Genomic DNA, 16,033 nt, shown 5'->3' on the forward strand with positions numbered 1-16,033 from the left:
CGGTCCGACCTCCCCACAAGGGGGAGGTGGGGCGGCCAACTGTATCCGACGGAAGAACAGGCACGGCATGAGCTCTATCACAACCGCAGCAAGCCCCGCCCCGCCCAGCGCCCGCAGGGTCGCCAGCCGCCAACAATGGATCGGCCTGCTCTATGTCGCGCCGGCTGTCGCGCTGGTCATCGTCTTTTTCCTGATCCCGCTCGGCATGACGGCGTGGATGTCGCTACACAATTGGCCGCTGATGGGCGAGCACAGCTATATCGGCCTCGGCAATTACGTCGCCATCCTGCGCGACACCAGGTTCTGGAACGCGCTGCGCTTCACCGCCTTCTACACGGTGATCGTCACCATCGCGATCTTCGTGGTGGCCTTTCCGCTGGCGCTGTTCGTCGAACGGCCGCGGCCGCTGACCAATCTCTACCGCACCATGTTCTTCATGCCGGCGGTTGTCGGTTTCGCCTCGGCCAGCCTGCTCTGGTCGTGGTTGCTGAATGTCGATTCCGGCCTGTTCAGCCCGGCCGCTTACGACCTCGGACTGATCGACAGGAAGTTCAACCTTCTGGCCACCTTTCAGCCGGCCTTCTGGTCGATCATCGCCATGGTCGTCTGGAAGGTCGCCGGCTTCACCATGATCATCCTGATGGCCGGCCTGCAATCGATCCCGCAGGACCTGCAGGAGGCGGCCGTCATCGACGGTGCCGGGCCTTTCGCCAGGTTCAGGGCGATCACCTTGCCGCTGATGCGTCGCACGCTGGCGCTGGCGCTGATCCTGTCGGTCGCCGGCTCGATCCTCGCCTTCGACCAATTCTACATCATCCTGCGCGGCGGCCCGCGCAACCAGACGCTGACGGCGGTCTACTGGATCTTCAACCAGTCCTTCGTGTCGTTCAAGCTCGGCTATGGCGCGGCACTTTCCATGGTGCTGCTGGTTATCCTGGTGGCGCTCAGCCTCGTCCAGCTATGGTTGTTGCGCAAGCCGGAGGGTCTCGACTGATGGCGCAGGCCGCCTCCCGTAGCCGCCGGCTCCTGAGCCGCGTCGCAGAGCATTCGACCGGCATCATCGCCTCGGTGCTGTTTGCCGCGCCGATTGTTTGGGCGGTGCTGTCGGCGTTCAAGCCGGCGGCCGAAGCACGCCTGCCGCCGCTGCCGCCCTGGCCGACGTCGGGGTTCTCGCTGGAGAACTATGCCACGCTCAACAGCTTCGGTGACGGGCTGTGGGCTTCGGCGCAAAACAGCATCTATGTCTCGGTGATGACCGTCGTGCTCTCGGTCGCCGTCAGCGTGCTGGCCGGCTACGGCTTTTCGCGCTTTCGGTTTCCGTTCAAGGACCTGTTCTTTATCCTCATCCTGTCGACGATCATGATCCCGTTCCAGTCGATCCTGACGCCGATCTTCCTGGTGCTGACCAAGCTTGGCCTGCACAACACCCTGACCGGCCTGGTCGGCGTCTATGTGACGCTGCAACTGCCGTTCTCGATCTTCATGATGCGCAACGCCTTCGACGCCGTGCCGCGCGAAATCGAGGAGGCCGCCCGCATGGACGGTGCCAGCAATCTCACAATGCTTTTGAAGGTGATGCTGCCGCTGGTCTGGCCGGGCGTCGTCACCATCGCCCTGTTTGCCTTCCTCGGCGCCTGGAACGAATTCCTCGCCGCCCTCGTGCTGATGACCGACCAATCCAAGTTCACGCTGCCGGTGATGATGACCGCACTGCAGTCGGGCCGCTTCGGCGCCATCGACTGGGGCGCGGTGCAGGCTGGCGTCACCGTGATGATGGTGCCGTGCCTGATCCTGTTCCTGGCGCTGCAGCGCTTCTACATCCGCGGCCTGATGGCCGGGGCCGTCAAATAGACAGACCGAATGGAGTAAGTTTCATGACCGCATCGCCATCCGCAAAAACCGGAAAACCGAAGCTCGCCTTCCGCCCGCTGCCGGTGCCGCAGGTCGACGTGCACGGCTTCTGGGGCGACCGCGCCGACGCTGTCGCCACACGCACCGCCGACATCCTCTACGAGCGCTGCGTCGAGGCCCGCATGCTGGAGCAGATCGATCCGGGCCGCCCCTCGCCCGGCATAATCATCCCCTTTCACTCGCCCTCTCCCGACGAAGCCGATCGCCAGGGCGCAGAATTCACCGGATCGACGGTGACCACGCAGATGTTCTGGGATTCCGATCTCGGCAAGACGATCGAGACCGCGGCCTATTCGCTTTACCGGCGCAAAAACCCCGAACTGGAGAAGAAGATCGATGCCGTCATCGACATGTATGGCAAGCTGCAGCAGGAGGACGGCTATCTCTCGAGCTGGTATCAGCGCATCCAGCCCGGCAAGCGCTGGACCAATCTGCGCGACTGCCACGAACTCTATTGCGCCGGCCACCTGATCGAGGGCGCGGTCGCCTACTACCAGGCGACGGGAAAACGCAAGCTGCTCGATATCATGTGCCGCTATGCCGACCATATCGCGTCGGTGCTCGGCCCCGAGCCCGGCAAGAAGAAGGGCTATTGCGGTCATGAGGAGATCGAGCTGGCACTGGTCAAGCTGGCGCGGGTGACCGGCGAGCGGAAATACATGGAGCTGGCCAAATACTTCATCGACCAGCGCGGGCAGCAGCCACATTATTTCGACGAGGAGGCCCGCGCCCGCGGCGCCGACCCGAAGGCCTATCATTTCAAGACCTATGAATACAGCCAGTCGCACATCCCGGTGCGCGAACAGCACAAGGTCGTCGGCCATGCGGTCAGAGCGATGTACCTCTATTCGGGCATGGCCGACATCGCCACTGAATATGGCGACGACACGCTGCGGTCGGCACTCGACCTTCTGTGGGACGATCTCACCACCAAGAGCCTCTATATCACCGGCGGACTGGGACCATCGGCGCACAATGAGGGGTTCACCAGCGACTACGACCTGCCCAACGAGAGCGCCTATGCCGAGACCTGTGCAGCGGTGGGCCTGGTGTTCTGGGCCAGCCGCATGCTCGGCATGGGGCCGAACGCGCGCTACGCCGACATGATGGAACGCGCCCTCTACAACGGTTCGATCTCGGGCCTGTCGCTCGACGGCTCGCTGTTTTTCTACGAGAATCCATTGGAAAGCCGGGGCAAGCACAACAGGTGGAAATGGCACCGCTGCCCGTGCTGCCCACCCAATATCGGGCGCATGGTCGCCTCGATCGGCAGCTATTTCTACAGCCTGGCCGACGATGCGTTGGCCATCCACCTCTATGGCGACTCGACAGCTCGCTTCGACATATCAGGCACACCGGTGAGCTTGACGCAGGCAAGCCGCTATCCCTGGGACGGCGCCGTCGAGATCACGCTCGAGCCGCAGGCGCCGGTCGAATTTACCTTGCACCTGCGCATTCCCGCCTGGAGCGCCAGTGCCCAGTTGAAGGTGAACGGCGAGGCCATCAAGCCGGCTGAGATCACCAGCGACGGCTACGCCGCGATCAAGCGAACATGGACGAAGGGCGATGATGTCCGGCTCGATCTCGAAATGCCGATCGAGCGGCTCTATGCCAACCCGCAGGTGCGCCAGGATGCCGGCCGCGTCGCGCTGTCACGCGGCCCGCTGATCTATTGCGTCGAGGCATCAGACAATGACAGCCAGCCGCATCGCCTGACGCTGCCGCGGACGGCCACCATCGAAGCGCAGCAGCGGCCGGAACTTCTCGGCGGCGTGGTGACGCTGTCGACCGCGGCACTTGCCGATGTCCCCGACGGCTGGCAGGACGGGCTCTACAGGCCCGAGCCGCCGACCACCGCCGAGACGCGCCTGACCGCCATTCCCTATTTCGCCTGGGACAACCGCGAGCCCGGCGAAATGCTGGTGTGGCTCAGGGACGGCTGAACGAGGTCGGTCTATGGGCGATGACCGATCCAAGCTCAGCCGCGGTCGATGCCGCAGTTTCGGGCTTTCGGTCCATATAGCGCAGACGCAGGCGCAGGAATGGCGCCTCGACGCAGGTGTAGCTGAGATAGCCGATCGGGATCGTCGCCACGAAGCACAATGCGGACCAGAGGCATGCGACGTAGAAATTGCTGATGCTCATGACATTCGTGTCTATGAACGCCGCCAATTGCATGACGAAGAACAGGTGCAGAAGATAGATCGAATAGCTGTAGGCCCCCGCCTTCTCCAGTATCCTGAACGGCGGGCTTGTTCGCTTTTTCGAAAAGCTCGTGTCGTAGTAGGCGATGCCGAATGAATAGGCTGCCGCCTCCAGGGTCGGCAGGATGATCCATATCCAATGAGGCGACGGATAGCGGCCCAGTTGGTAAAATCCGCCGGCTGCATCGAACCACCAGAAGAACCCCGAAAAAGCCATGAGAACGGCCAGCGCCAGCCAGTGTTGGTTCTTCGCGTGGGCACGCAGGTGGAAGGCAAGAATGCCGGCCAGGAACTGATCCGCATGGCCTATGATGGTTACGGACGCCGCCGACTGCACTTCGCCGATCTGCACATACAGGACGGACCTCAGCACAATGGCTGCCGCGATGAATAGCAAGGGCGCGAACACAAACCGCCTGGATGCCATCAGCAAGAACGGCAGCAACAGGTAGAAGTGCGCTTCGATCGTTACCGACCAGCCGCCATTCGGGAGGGTGGGAAAAAGAAACCCCAATCCGACGCCCGTGAAATACCCGTCGAGGGACTGTCCGGCCAGGTACCTGCGGCAAGCCTCGATACATATCACGACCAGCAGAAGCGGAAGCAGCCTGAGGGCCCTGTTGGCAAAGAAGGGCAGATAGTTGATCTGCTTTCCATCGAGCAGCTTGGCGAACAGGTACCCGGAAAGCGCCATGAACAGGGAAACGCCAGTATGCCCTTCATCCAGAACGCTGAAGAGGGGAAGAGCCGGCACGAAGTCATAAGGCACCGGGCCTTCAGGAGACGCATGAAGGAAATGCCAGGAAAAGACAAGAAAGGCCGCCAGGCCACGAACATGATCCAGCGCTGGGTAATGCTCTCCGGTCGAGGATTTCATGATTTGCCCACGCGCACCGTGTCCTGCGCCGGTGTTCAGGTCATCGTTGGGCCAGAACTGTTTTCAATTCATTAAACCCTCACTGCGGAGACTTTCGAAATCAGAGATTTGCTTCAAAAAGTGCTGTGGCCTGCAAACATCCGGGGCCAAACACGACTGAAGCGTGCCGCGTCTGAGCGGATCACTTCTGGGCGGATCACTTCTGGGCGATGGTCAGCCCGATCTCCACGGCCACCAATTCCTGCAACCGCCACAGATTGCGGTCGCGGATGCCGCAGGCTTCGAGGTGGCGGATCGTCTCGAAAAGATATTGCGCGCCCGAGCCCCAATGACCGGCGGCTGTCACCAGCGTCGCCGCGATCGCCTGCTTGTCGAGCTTGCCGGCATAACGCGGATTGGCGGGATCGACGACGAAGCCAAGCGCGCGACATGGGCCGCCTTCGGTCCTGACCTGCAGCCAGCGCGGCACGTTGACGGCGGGCAGGATGGTCATTTCGCGGCGCAGCAGCGCTTCGAGGTTAGCCGCCAGCGGCTCCGCGATCTCGAACACCATGCCCTGGCACTGGCCGCCGCGATCGAGCGCCATCATCAGGCCGGGCTGCTCGACCGTGCCGCGAAAACGCTGCACCGTGAAGCAGAACGAACGATGCCAGCCGCTGGCCACCGCGCGTTCTCCGCCCCTCACCTCGCCGGCGGGCTTCCACAACAGCGAGCCATAGGCAAATAGTTTCAGCGGCCCGGCCGGAGCGCCGGCCAGCACCTCGTCGCGGATGCGCGCATAGTCGGCATCGGTCATGTGAACCATGCCCGGCGTCGGCCCGGCATCCTCGACAGCACGCATGGTGCGCGCGATGAGATCCTCGGTCAGAGCCATCGGCGCCTTGCGCGGGACCCTCGATGATGCGGTGGAAATAGCCTTGCTCATCTTCGCGCTCCCAGCCCTACCGCCATGTTGCCGAAGGCTGAAGGATTCTCAAGGGCCGTGCAGCCGAGATAGATCACGAGTGGCCGATGCCGCTCTTGCGTGACGCGTCTTGGAACGATGTTGCCGGCAAACTGTTCTGTTCCTTGCCGGAGGATGCCATGAACGACGCGTCGGCAAAGCCCGCTGGCCCCGTCCTTTCATCGGCGGAGCGCGTCAACACGCTGTCCCATTTCCACCGCGCCGAGATCGCTCGCATGGCAGGATGGCGCGACCGGCTGGACAGGACAACCAACTGGGCAATCACGGTGGTGGCGGCGCTGCTTTCGGTATCGCTGTCGACGGCCAGTGCGCATCACGGCGTGCTGCTGTTCGCCATGCTGCTGATCCTGCTGCTGCTGTGGATCGAGGCGCGCCGCTATCGGTTCTTCGATTTCTATCGGGCGCGCGTACGCCAGTTCGAACGCCACTATTTCGCCCAGATCTTTTCCCCACAGCCCGACTTCGCCTCGGACTGGGTGCTCATCGTCGGCGAAGGCCTGCGCGCGCCGAAATTCCTGCTGTCGCAGCGCGTCGCGCTAGCCCGTCGGCTGCGGCGAAATTACATCTATCTGTTTCTGATCCTGTTGCTGGCCTGGGTGCTCAAGATATCCACACCCAGCCTTCAAACCGTGGGTGTCAGGGCCGGCTTTGCCGGCTCGCTTCGCGAGGCCCTAGACAGCGCCGCCCTTGGCCCCGTTCCCGGTGTGGCGATCGTGGTTGTTGTGGCCGCATTCTATGTCGGGTTGCTTGCCATCGTCTTTTTCACGGCCGATGACGACGGCGAACTGTCCTTTGGCGACGTCCATGTTTGACGTTGATGTCCGGCGACACGCCGCTGCAATGTCAACGGCGCCCCGCGGCGTTGACATCCGCCGGGACGTTTGGGGAACGGAAGACCCTGTCTTCGCGGCTAGATGCCGAAGAACTGCTTGCCAATCATGTAGCCCAGTGCCGCCACGACCAGCGGAAAAAGTGCCGGCGCGGCTTTGCCAAGAAGGGAGACCTGCTGGTCCTTCGCTGGCGTATGACGTGCATTGCCGAGATTCTTGGTCATTGCTTGCCTCAGGTTCGGAGGATTTATTAGCAAATGCTTATTAAAAGCATGGCCGCATTAACGGCCTGATAGGAAATCAACTCTGATCAGAGGCAAATTCTAATGATCGGCACTTGGACGGCAAAGACGCGCTGCCCTATTTAGCCCGTTCGAAGCATTGGCCGCGACGCGCGGCCGTTCGCGTCAATCGGTAAAACCGCGCCTGAACAACAAGATGGCTCAGGAACCCGATTTAGCAGGTGAACGCCAGCTCCAGAGCCGGTGCAGTTCGTCCGCCGCCTCGCCCGACAGGCGCGGGGTCGAACGGCATGCCTGTGGGTGACGCAGGCCGTGCGCCCTCAAAAAATTCGCAAACCCAAAAAATTCGCAAACCAATGTCGGACTGGCTAGCCTTCGTCCGTCCTTGGGGTATCGAACAGGCATTCATGAAAGGATCCAGCAATGCCCGGCACCGTACGTTTGCACCGCGTTCTGACGACCAGCCCGGAAAAGGTCTATCGCGCCTTCGTTGAAGCGGACGCGCTGGCCAAGTGGCTTCCGCCAAACGGCTTCACCTGCACGGTCCATAATTTCGAGGCAAAGGTCGGAGGCACGTTCAAGATGTCGTTCCGCAATTTCACCACCGGCGACAGCCACTCCTTCGGCGGCGAGTATCTCGAACTCGTTCCGGGCGAGCGCCTGCTTTACACCGACAGGTTCGACGATCCCAACCTGCCCGGCGAGATACGAGTGACCGTGGTCTTGAAAAAAGTGTCGGTCGGCACTGAAATCGACATCACCCAGGCGGGCATTCCGGACGTCATTCCGGTCGAGGCCTGCTATCTCGGCTGGCAGGAGTCGCTCAGAAATCTGGCAAAGCTCGTCGAGCCCGAGATCAATCAATAGGCTGAGAGTGGCTGGGAGAACGGTCGTTTCTGGCCTGCCGAAGCCCGAAACTTGGACTGTGGCGGGAACTGCCCTTTATCGCTAGCAATTCATCATTGCGTTTGACACCCCCTGTGACTGGACGTGTCAACGAAATGAAGAGTGCAGCGGAGGCTGAAAAAGCATGACTTTGACCAATCGAGACATTGTCGAACTAACCGAATGGCGGCGCAAGCTGCATCAGCAACCGGAAATCTCGAATGAAGAGGAGAAGACCGCAAAAGAGGTCGTCGCCTTCCTCGCCGATACGGGGCCGGACAAGGTGCTGACACAGCTCGGCGGGCACGGCGTCGCGGCCATATATGACAGCGGCAAAGCGGGGCCGACGGTGCTGTTCCGTTCGGAACTCGATGCCTTGCCTATCGAAGAACTTTCAGGCGTGCCGCATTCGTCGCGCGTACCGGGCAAGTCGCATATGTGCGGCCATGACGGACACACCGCGATCCTGGCATCCCTTGGCCGTCAGTTGGGGCGCGAGAGGCCTGCAAGCGGCCGCGTCGTGCTGATGTTCCAGCCGGCGGAGGAAACCGGCAATGGCGCGGCCGGCGTCGTCGCCGATCCGCGCTTCGGCGAGATCGTGCCGGATTTCGCTTTCTCATTGCACAACCTGCCCGGCGTGCCGTTCGGCGAGGTGCGGCTCAAAGCCGGCGTGGTCAACTGTGCATCACGCGGCATGCGCATCGTGCTGGAAGGCAAGACCGCCCATTCGTCCATGCCGGAGACCGGCATCTCGCCGATGCTGGCGATCAGTGAGCTGATGCCGGCGCTGCCGGCGCTCGGGCGCGGGACCTTCGCCGATAACGACTTCTCCATGCTGACGGTCACCCATGCCGCGATGGGCGAAGCCGTGTTCGGCATCGCGCCGGCTCACGCCGAGGTGTGGGCAACGCTGCGCACCCGGCGTGACGAGCGCATGGCAAACCTGTGCGCTGCTGCCGAAGCACTGGTCGCCAGGATCGCGGGCGAGCATCGCCTTTCCGTCCGCTGGGACTATCACGAGATCTTCGTCGCCAGCGTCAACGCGCCGGACGCGGTGGAGCATCTGCGGCGCGCGCTCGATGAAGAGGGCGTCGCGCACGGCGAAGAAGCCCTGCCGATGCGCGCCTCTGAAGATTTCGGCCTGTTCGGCCATAGTGCCAAGTCGGCGATGTTCTTCCTCGGTGCAGGCGAGCGGCACCCTGCCTTGCACAATCCCGACTATGACTTTCCCGACGACCTGATCCCGATCGGGTCAAGGATCTTCATGCGCACGGCACGTAATTTGCTGGGCTGACCTCCGCCAACTCTAACACCGAAAGGAACACGCAATGCCAACGATGCCAAAGAACACGATTTGCCTCTGGTTCGACAAGGACGCCGAGGCTGCGGCTCGCTTCTACGCGGAGACCTTTCCCGACACCAGGGTGGGCGCCGTTCACCGTGCGCCGAGCGACTTTCCGTCCGGCAAGAAAGGCGACGTGTTGACGGTCGAATTTACCGTTGCCGGCATTCCCTGCATCGGATTGAACGGCGGCTCCACATTCAAGCAGAGCGAGGCCTTCTCGTTCCAGATCGCCACCGACGATCAGCAGGAAACCGACCGCTACTGGAATGCCATCGTCGGCAATGGCGGCCAGGAGAGCGCGTGCGGCTGGTGCAAGGACAAATGGGGCGTGTCCTGGCAAATCACGCCGCGCACGTTGACCGAGGCCATGGCGGCCGGCGGCGAGGAAGCCAAACGCGCCTTTGATGCGATGATGGAGATGACGAAGATCGACGTCGCGGCGATCGATGCAGCCCGGCGCGGCTGACCTCGATCGCAGCTGAGTTGCTATCTGACCTTGATGACGACCTTGCCCTTGGCGCGTCCTGTTTCGACATAGGCCAGCGCCTCGTTGGCGGCTTCGAAGGGAAAGACCCGGTCGACAACCGGGCGGATCGCACCAGCTTCGATGAGCGATGCGATCTTGCTCAATTGCTCGCCCTGCGCCCACATGAAGAGAAACGAGAACGTCACGCCACGGCGCTTGGCTCTCGCTCGAATACCGCGGCTCAGCAGGCGAAGCACCAGCTTCAGCACCATGTTCAGTCCCTTTTCCCTGGCGAAGTCGGGATCCGGTGGGCCGGAGATGGAGATGAGCTTGCCTCCCGGTTTCAGCACATTCAGTGACTTTTCAAGTGTCTTTGTGTCCTGGCTGTTCAAGACGACGTCGTAGCCCGACAGCACTTTTTCGAAATCGTCTTTCTTGTAGTCGACGACGACATCGGCGCCGAGCCCCTTGACCAGACCGGCACTCGCCGCGCTGGCGGTGGTCGCAACGGTCGCGCCGAGATGCTTTGCCAGTTGGATGGCGAATGTCCCCACGCCGCCGGATCCGGCTTGAATGAAGACCTTCTGTCCCCTCTTCAGGTTGGCCCTTTCGATGAGCGCCTGCCAGGCGGTCAGGCCGACCAGCGGGATCGAGGCCGCCTCTTCCATGCTGAGGTTCCCGGGCTTCAGGGCTACATCGGCCTCATCCATGGCTATGAACTCGGCGAATGTCCCGATCCGGCCATCGCGCGGCCTCGCATAGACGTCGTCGCCGAGTTTGAACTTGCGGACTGTCGATCCCACGCGGACAACCCTCCCGGCCACGTCGTGACCCAGGATGAACGGCCGGCGATAGGGTAGGATCAGCTTGAACTCTCCGGTTTTGACCTTGGAATCGAGCAGGTTCACCGCCGCGGCGTGGACCTCGACCAGGACATCGCTGTCCCCGAGTTTCGGCTCCGGCATTTCGGCCAGCCGCAGCGTGCCTTTCTTGCTATACTTGTCGACGACGAATGCCTTCATGGCAGTGACTTTCTGAGAGTATTTTTGGCTAGCCGCATGTGCGTGAAATCCTCTGCTCGCTGTCGTTCAGACCGGCAGGCGGAACTGTTTGCGCAGGCTCTTGTCGAATATCCCCGCAGGGGCAAAGCGGCGCAGCAGGCTGACTTGGCGCGCTGCCTTGCCGGCGGTGTAGCGCCGTAGCGGACGGGCATCGGTCGCTGCTTTGACGACCACCTGCGCCACCACTTCGGGCCGATCGGCGACAGGCATCACATCGCGAAGCAGCGCTTCCAGCGTAGCTCGAGCCTGATCGTATTCCTGCAAAGGCGAATCCGGCTGGATCCCGTTCTGGTCGAAGACAGTACGAACGAATGCCGGCTCGATGACCGAGACGCGGATATTGAAGGCACGAACCTCATGGTCGAGCGATTCCGAATAGCCCTCGAGCGCGTGCTTGACTGCCGAATAATGCGCTGAATACGGCGCCGGCACCAGTCCCAGCACAGAGCCGATATTGACAATGCGCCCTTCGCCACGCCGCCGCATCGACGGCAGCACCGCATTGGTCACGCGGATGACGCCGAACAGATTGACGTCGAACAGGGCCTGTACCTGTGCAATCGAGAATTCCTCGGCGCCTCCAAGCTGGCCGACGCCGGCATTGTTGACCAAGAGGTCGATCCGGCCGGTCTGCGAGAGCACCGTCGAAACGAGTGCGGCAACGGCCTCACCGTCGGTCACGTCGCAAACCAGCATGGTCACCCCGTCCGGGCCGTCGTCGGCCTTGCGCCGGCTGGTTCCGAAAACCGTGAACCCCGCCCTTGCCAGAGCCTCGGCACTGGCGCGGCCAATGCCCGAAGAGGCTCCCGTCACAACAGCGGTTTTTCCGGAATTCGCATTCATTTCGTGCTCCAAAATCATGAGGGCTAGCTTTTTTGCGCCCGTTGAATTACAGTCGTAATATCAGATTACGCTCATAATGCAATAGCAGAAAGGAATAGCAGCCATGCGCTACGAAAAGGGCCGGAAGGACACCTCGCGCGGACGGATCATGGAGGTCGCAGCGGAACGCTTTCGCGGCGACGGCATAGCTGCGTCCGGACTGGCGACCATCATGAGCGACGCCGGGCTGACGAACGGCGCCTTCTATCCACACTTTCAATCCAAGGCGCAGCTTGTCCGCGAAAGCGTGGCGGCGGCGATGGAGCTTCAGGCGCAGCAACTGGCGGAAGCATTGGCTTCGGGCGTGGAGATGGCCATCGACACGTATCTGTCGGCCGAGCACCGGGACAATCCCGGAAAGGGCTGCGCGTCAGCTGCGCTGCTGCCGGAGCTCGCCCGTCAGCCGCCTGAAACGCGTGAAGCCTATACAGACCACCTGCTGGCCTTGGTGCGCCACTTGGCGCAAGCGCTACCGCAGGCCAAGGATCCGGAGGGCGTGGCGCTGGCTGTCTTCGCAACGCTCCTCGGCACGCTGCAAATGGCCCGCGCCGTGGGCGGAACGGAATTGTCCGATCGCATCCTCGCGGTGGGGAAAAATGCGGCAAAGACGCTGATCGAGCAGCGTTAGCGCTCCAGGAAAGATCGTAACGGCGTTGCCGGCCATATGGCTGACATCGGGTGATCGCGAAGGAAGCTGATCGTGAGGAATATGCCGGGCGTTGACGGATAGCCGATCCGTCAGATCTTCCGGCTGGCCAGCAGCCTTGTCAGCCAGTCCGGATTCATTTCCGGAACAGAGGACAATAGCCGTTCGGTATAGGCCGCGTGCGGTGGCGTGAGAACTTCGCTCTTCAATCCTTGCTCGACGACTTTGCCGCGGTGCATGACGACGATTTCGTCGGCTATCGCGCGCACGGTAGCAATGTCATGGGTAATGAAGATGTAGCTCATTCCGAGTTCACGTTGGAGACGTATGAGAAGCTTGAGAATTTCCTCTTGGACGATCTGGTCGAGCGCGGACGTGATCTCGTCGCAGATGATAAGCTCCGGATCGGCAGCCAACGCGCGGGCAATGCAGACGCGCTGTTTTTGGCCACCCGACAGCTCGCCAGGCAGGCGTTCCAGAAAATCTTCGCTCATCTCGACCATGTGCATAAGTTCGCCGATCCGGCGATCCCTCCGCGCGCCCTTAAGGCCTAGGTAGAATTCGAGCGGCCGAGCTATGACCTCTTCGACCGTTTGGCGCGGATTCAGGGCGTTGTCGGGCATTTGATAAATCATCTGTATGCGGCGCAGGACCTCCTTCGGCCGCGTCTTCAGGCTCGAGGAAAGAAGCTGGCCGGCAAAAGAAATCGAACCTGAAATTGGCGGCAAAAGGCCGGTGACGACTCGAGCGAGCGTCGATTTCCCCGAACCGGATTCGCCAACCACAGCCACGGTTCTTCCGCGCGGAACCTTGATGGAGACATCCTGGAGCACCTTGACCTTTCCTGCATAGGCCGCGGTAACGTTGTCTATAGTCAGCAGATAGTCATCGGCTGGAACTTCGGGCTTGGCGAGCTTGCGTACGGCCCAGAGCGTTTTTGTATATTCCTGGCTGGGCGAGGCCAGCATCTGGCGCGTGTCAGCCTCCTCCACGGTTCGTCCGTGGCGCAGAACTATGATGCGATCCGCCATTTGCGCCACCACCGCCAGGTCATGCGTCACGTAGATTGCAGCGGTGCTGAATTCCTCCACGATGTTGCGAATGGAAGCTAGAACTTCAACCTGCGTGGTTACGTCGAGCGCCGTTGTTGGCTCGTCGAATATTATAAGGTCCGGACGACAAGCCATTGCCATCGCTGTCATTGCCCGTTGCAACTGCCCGCCGGAGACCTGATGAGGATAGCGAAAGCCTATGGTCTCCGGTTCTGGGAGTTGAAGGCGTCGATAAAGATCGACGGCGCTCCGGTTCGCCTCTTCCCGGCCGGCAATTCCATGTGCCACTGCGGTTTCGACGGTTTGTTCCAAGAGCCGATGTGCCGGATTGAAAGAGGCAGCCGCGCTTTGCGCGACATAGGCAATGCGGGAGCCCCTGAGGCGACGGCGCCCTTTTTCATTGACTGCCAGAAGATCAATCCCGTCGAACAGGACCGAGCCTTGCGTGATCCGGCAGCCCGGCTTGGCATAACCCATTGCGGCAAGGCCAATGGTGGACTTGCCGGCGCCTGACTCTCCGATCAGCCCAAGAACCTGGCCCCGCTTCAGCGTCAGATCGACCCCGTGGACAATGGGATGCCACCGCTCATCCGAGAACCCCTCCACATGCAGATTGCGGATTTGAAGCAGATCCTTTCCTTTTTCGCGTGGGCCTGGACCGCTACTTTTCATCCCGCAACCCGCTTGTTGCTTGCAGGAACCAATCCACCACGAAATTCACGGACACGGTAAGGAGAGCAATCGCGCCGGCCGGAAGTAGCGGGGTGACATCGCCATAGGTGATCAGGGTCGCGTTCTCGCGCACCATTGATCCCCAATCGGCCGTCGGCGGCTGAATACCGACGCCGAGAAACGACAGCGCCGCAACTGTCAGGAACACGAAGCAGAATCGCAAGCCGAACTCGGCGACCAGTGGCGGCATGACATTGGGAAGGATTTCCTTGGCGATGATCCATTTCGGTCCCTCGCCGCGTAATCGTGCCACCTCGACATATTCCATCACCGCCACGTTAAGCCCGACGGCGCGAGAAAGCCGAAAGACCCGGGTGGAATCCAGAAGCGCAATGATGACAATCAGGCTGGTGATCGACGAGCCGAAGATCGTCAGCAGCACCAGCGCGAAGATCAGACTCGGGATCGACATCAGCACGTCCACCGCACGCGACAAGATCTGGTCGAGCCACCCCCTGTACAATGCGGCAAGAAGGCCGAGCGAGACGCCGACCGCGAAGGACAGCAACGTGGTCGCGACCGCGATAGCGATGGTGTTGCGCGCACCGTAGATCAAGCGGGTAAGCATGTCGCGGCCGAGCTGATCGGTTCCCAGTTTGAACTCCTGGCTCCACGGCGCGAAGGCTTCGCTGAAAACCTGCGTCTCGCCATATGGGGCTATCCAGTGCGCGAAGACCGCAACAAAAACGTAGCCGAGGATCACGACGATGCCGAACCATGCGCTGAACGGTGCCTTCTTCAGCGCAGTTTTCGCCCGGGTCGCACGCGAGCGCCTCAGCCTCCGAACCGCCGCGACAGATTCGGATCTGGTCATCGCGGGTGCAAGAGCCTGGGATTGGTGGCGATGGAAATAACGTCGGCTAGCAAGTTGAGAAGGATGTAAGTCGCGGCGAAAATCAGGGCGCAGGCCTGGACAACCGGAACATCCCTGGATTTCACCGCGTCAACCATCAGCTGGCCGATGCCGGGGTAGACGAACACGACCTCGACCACGACCACTCCGACGATGAGATACGCCAGGTTGAACGCCACCACAGTGACGATCGGAGCCCAGGCATTGGGCAGGGCATGCCTCAGCACGATCACCATTGGGGACATTCCCTTGAGGCGCGCCATATCGATGTAGGGGCTTGCCAGCATGTTGATGATGGCCGCTCGGGTCATGCGCATCATGTGGGCCACGATTACGAGCGTAAGGGTAATTGCCGGCAGGGCCACTTTCCAGAGATGCTCCCAAAATGGCGTCTGATCGTTCACATTCGACAATGTCGGAAATTTGGGAACCGCATTGAGCGCCCAGTTCAGCGAGACAGTGAGCCAATGAGGCAGCGTTTGAGCGAAATCGGATCCGATGAACGTGTCGCGCGAGATCACCAGGTAGGCGAGCATATAGGCGACGAAAAATTCCGGGAATGAAATGGTTGTCAGCGTCGCGACATTCACCAGCCGGTCGAACCAGCCGTTGCGGTACAGCGCAGCCAGAATGCCAAGCCCCAAGGCCAGAGGAACAGCTATCAGCGCAGTCACCGCTGCAAGGAACATCGTGTTGTAGAGGCGTGGTGCGATGATCTCGGCCACGGTACGCCGATATCCGGTGCGGCTCGCAAACGAAGAGCCGAAATCGCCATGGAGCATCTGGGCGACCCAAACGAAGTAGCGCTCGACAGGCGGACGATCGATGCCGATTTCCCGCTGGAACGCGGCGACCGTTTCGGGCGTCGCCGATTGCCCTAGCGTGGCCTTGGCGAAGTCGCCTGGAAGCATCGCGATCGCAGAGAAGATGATGATGGACACGATGAACAAAGTGACCAGGCCGAGGCCAAGGCGCTGCAGGACCGTTCTTGCGACGGGGTTCATGTGCGTGGCGTTTCCCTTTGGGCGGCAGCCCTGCACTCGGAGTAAGCCGGCCGGACCCTCAAAACCATCGCGGCTCCGG

16 protein-coding genes are annotated in these 16,033 nt (G+C 61.4%); 8 read left to right on the forward strand and 8 right to left on the reverse strand.

What is annotated here, in order from left to right; all coding sequences use genetic code 11:
* The first annotated feature begins 67 nt into the window (after positions 1-67).
* Genes NKI99_RS11240 through NKI99_RS11250 form a run of 3 tightly spaced genes read left to right on the forward strand, consistent with a single transcriptional unit; the run spans position 68 to position 3,854 of the window.
* The gene (locus NKI99_RS11240) at positions 68-994 is read left to right on the forward strand and encodes a carbohydrate ABC transporter permease (protein WP_352610838.1); all 927 of its coding nucleotides are present in this window, start codon (positions 68-70) and stop codon (positions 992-994) included.
* The gene (locus tag NKI99_RS11245; RefSeq protein WP_127294878.1) at positions 994-1,851 is read left to right on the forward strand and encodes a carbohydrate ABC transporter permease; all 858 of its coding nucleotides are present in this window, start codon (positions 994-996) and stop codon (positions 1,849-1,851) included. The genes NKI99_RS11240 and NKI99_RS11245 overlap by 1 nt, the downstream gene beginning before the upstream one ends.
* A gap of 23 nt (positions 1,852-1,874) precedes the next feature.
* The gene (locus NKI99_RS11250; RefSeq protein WP_352610839.1) at positions 1,875-3,854 is read left to right on the forward strand and encodes a glycoside hydrolase family 127 protein; all 1,980 of its coding nucleotides are present in this window, start codon (positions 1,875-1,877) and stop codon (positions 3,852-3,854) included.
* On the opposite strand, the gene NKI99_RS11255 is transcribed toward NKI99_RS11250, so the two are convergent.
* Together NKI99_RS11255 and NKI99_RS11260 are read right to left on the reverse strand one after the other, a co-directional pair.
* Complete coding sequence (locus NKI99_RS11255; protein WP_023809349.1) at positions 3,841-4,992, reverse strand: acyltransferase family protein; 1,152 nt, start codon at positions 4,990-4,992, stop codon at positions 3,841-3,843. The genes NKI99_RS11250 and NKI99_RS11255 overlap by 14 nt on opposite strands.
* A gap of 196 nt (positions 4,993-5,188) precedes the next feature.
* Positions 5,189-5,917, reverse strand: a complete 729-nt coding sequence (locus NKI99_RS11260) for a gamma-glutamylcyclotransferase (RefSeq protein WP_352610840.1) — start codon at positions 5,915-5,917, stop codon at positions 5,189-5,191.
* Between the two features lie 158 nt (positions 5,918-6,075).
* Between NKI99_RS11260 and NKI99_RS11265 the strand changes: the two genes are divergently transcribed.
* Positions 6,076-6,768: a DUF2270 domain-containing protein gene (locus NKI99_RS11265; RefSeq protein ID WP_352581201.1), complete on the forward strand. Its 693-nt coding sequence runs from the start codon at positions 6,076-6,078 to the stop codon at positions 6,766-6,768.
* Positions 6,769-6,866: 98 nt separating this feature from the next.
* Here the strand turns inward: NKI99_RS11265 and NKI99_RS11270 are convergent, their stop codons facing one another.
* Positions 6,867-7,010, reverse strand: coding sequence for a hypothetical protein (locus NKI99_RS11270; protein ID WP_023809352.1), 144 nt, complete (start codon positions 7,008-7,010; stop codon positions 6,867-6,869).
* Between the two features lie 441 nt (positions 7,011-7,451).
* On the opposite strand from NKI99_RS11270, the gene NKI99_RS11275 reads away from it, so the two are divergent.
* The 3 genes from NKI99_RS11275 to NKI99_RS11285 all read left to right on the forward strand — a co-directional run bounded on the left by NKI99_RS11275 (position 7,452) and on the right by NKI99_RS11285 (position 9,724).
* Entirely contained in the window at positions 7,452-7,895 is a 444-nt protein-coding gene (locus tag NKI99_RS11275; protein ID WP_023809353.1) for an SRPBCC family protein, read from the forward strand.
* A gap of 163 nt (positions 7,896-8,058) precedes the next feature.
* Positions 8,059-9,207, forward strand: a complete 1,149-nt coding sequence (locus NKI99_RS11280; protein ID WP_128305578.1) for an amidohydrolase — start codon at positions 8,059-8,061, stop codon at positions 9,205-9,207.
* A 43-nt stretch (positions 9,208-9,250) separates the two neighbouring features.
* On the forward strand, positions 9,251-9,724 hold the full coding sequence (locus tag NKI99_RS11285; RefSeq protein ID WP_174800353.1) for a VOC family protein: 474 nt from the start codon (positions 9,251-9,253) through the stop codon (positions 9,722-9,724).
* Between the two features lie 20 nt (positions 9,725-9,744).
* On the opposite strand, the gene NKI99_RS11290 is transcribed toward NKI99_RS11285, so the two are convergent.
* The gene (locus NKI99_RS11290) at positions 9,745-10,746 is read right to left on the reverse strand and encodes an NADP-dependent oxidoreductase (protein ID WP_352610842.1); all 1,002 of its coding nucleotides are present in this window, start codon (positions 10,744-10,746) and stop codon (positions 9,745-9,747) included.
* A 66-nt stretch (positions 10,747-10,812) separates the two neighbouring features.
* Positions 10,813-11,628, reverse strand: coding sequence for an oxidoreductase (locus tag NKI99_RS11295; RefSeq protein ID WP_352610843.1), 816 nt, complete (start codon positions 11,626-11,628; stop codon positions 10,813-10,815).
* A 103-nt stretch (positions 11,629-11,731) separates the two neighbouring features.
* On the opposite strand from NKI99_RS11295, the gene NKI99_RS11300 reads away from it, so the two are divergent.
* Positions 11,732-12,295, forward strand: coding sequence for a TetR/AcrR family transcriptional regulator (locus tag NKI99_RS11300; RefSeq protein ID WP_352441774.1), 564 nt, complete (start codon positions 11,732-11,734; stop codon positions 12,293-12,295).
* A 110-nt stretch (positions 12,296-12,405) separates the two neighbouring features.
* Here NKI99_RS11300 and NKI99_RS11305 read toward each other — a convergent pair whose 3' ends face one another.
* From NKI99_RS11305 to NKI99_RS11315, 3 genes are all read right to left on the reverse strand, one after another.
* On the reverse strand, positions 12,406-14,037 hold the full coding sequence (locus tag NKI99_RS11305) for an ABC transporter ATP-binding protein (protein ID WP_352441775.1): 1,632 nt from the start codon (positions 14,035-14,037) through the stop codon (positions 12,406-12,408).
* Complete coding sequence (locus NKI99_RS11310; RefSeq protein ID WP_502897908.1) at positions 14,027-14,806, reverse strand: ABC transporter permease; 780 nt, start codon at positions 14,804-14,806, stop codon at positions 14,027-14,029. Before NKI99_RS11310 ends, NKI99_RS11305 begins: the two co-directional genes overlap by 11 nt.
* Positions 14,807-14,907: 101 nt before the next feature.
* Positions 14,908-15,954, reverse strand: a complete 1,047-nt coding sequence (locus tag NKI99_RS11315) for an ABC transporter permease (protein WP_128306095.1) — start codon at positions 15,952-15,954, stop codon at positions 14,908-14,910.
* Between the last annotated feature and the right edge of the window lie 79 nt (positions 15,955-16,033).

The organism is Mesorhizobium sp. M0239, assembly GCF_040321815.1.
GTDB lineage: Bacteria > Pseudomonadota > Alphaproteobacteria > Rhizobiales > Rhizobiaceae > Mesorhizobium.

Coding starts and splice junctions, on each gene's coding strand:
- NKI99_RS11240 (WP_352610838.1), top strand. CDS start 68: ATGAGCTCTATCACAACCGCAGCAAGCCCCGCCCCGCCCAGCGCCCGC.
- NKI99_RS11245 (WP_127294878.1), top strand. CDS start 994: ATGGCGCAGGCCGCCTCCCGTAGCCGCCGGCTCCTGAGCCGCGTCGCA.
- NKI99_RS11250 (WP_352610839.1), top strand. CDS start 1,875: ATGACCGCATCGCCATCCGCAAAAACCGGAAAACCGAAGCTCGCCTTC.
- NKI99_RS11255 (WP_023809349.1), bottom strand. CDS start 4,992: ATGAAATCCTCGACCGGAGAGCATTACCCAGCGCTGGATCATGTTCGT.
- NKI99_RS11260 (WP_352610840.1), bottom strand. CDS start 5,917: ATGAGCAAGGCTATTTCCACCGCATCATCGAGGGTCCCGCGCAAGGCG.
- NKI99_RS11265 (WP_352581201.1), top strand. CDS start 6,076: ATGAACGACGCGTCGGCAAAGCCCGCTGGCCCCGTCCTTTCATCGGCG.
- NKI99_RS11270 (WP_023809352.1), bottom strand. CDS start 7,010: ATGACCAAGAATCTCGGCAATGCACGTCATACGCCAGCGAAGGACCAG.
- NKI99_RS11275 (WP_023809353.1), top strand. CDS start 7,452: ATGCCCGGCACCGTACGTTTGCACCGCGTTCTGACGACCAGCCCGGAA.
- NKI99_RS11280 (WP_128305578.1), top strand. CDS start 8,059: ATGACTTTGACCAATCGAGACATTGTCGAACTAACCGAATGGCGGCGC.
- NKI99_RS11285 (WP_174800353.1), top strand. CDS start 9,251: ATGCCAAAGAACACGATTTGCCTCTGGTTCGACAAGGACGCCGAGGCT.
- NKI99_RS11290 (WP_352610842.1), bottom strand. CDS start 10,746: ATGAAGGCATTCGTCGTCGACAAGTATAGCAAGAAAGGCACGCTGCGG.
- NKI99_RS11295 (WP_352610843.1), bottom strand. CDS start 11,628: ATGAATGCGAATTCCGGAAAAACCGCTGTTGTGACGGGAGCCTCTTCG.
- NKI99_RS11300 (WP_352441774.1), top strand. CDS start 11,732: ATGCGCTACGAAAAGGGCCGGAAGGACACCTCGCGCGGACGGATCATG.
- NKI99_RS11305 (WP_352441775.1), bottom strand. CDS start 14,037: ATGAAAAGTAGCGGTCCAGGCCCACGCGAAAAAGGAAAGGATCTGCTT.
- NKI99_RS11315 (WP_128306095.1), bottom strand. CDS start 15,954: ATGAACCCCGTCGCAAGAACGGTCCTGCAGCGCCTTGGCCTCGGCCTG.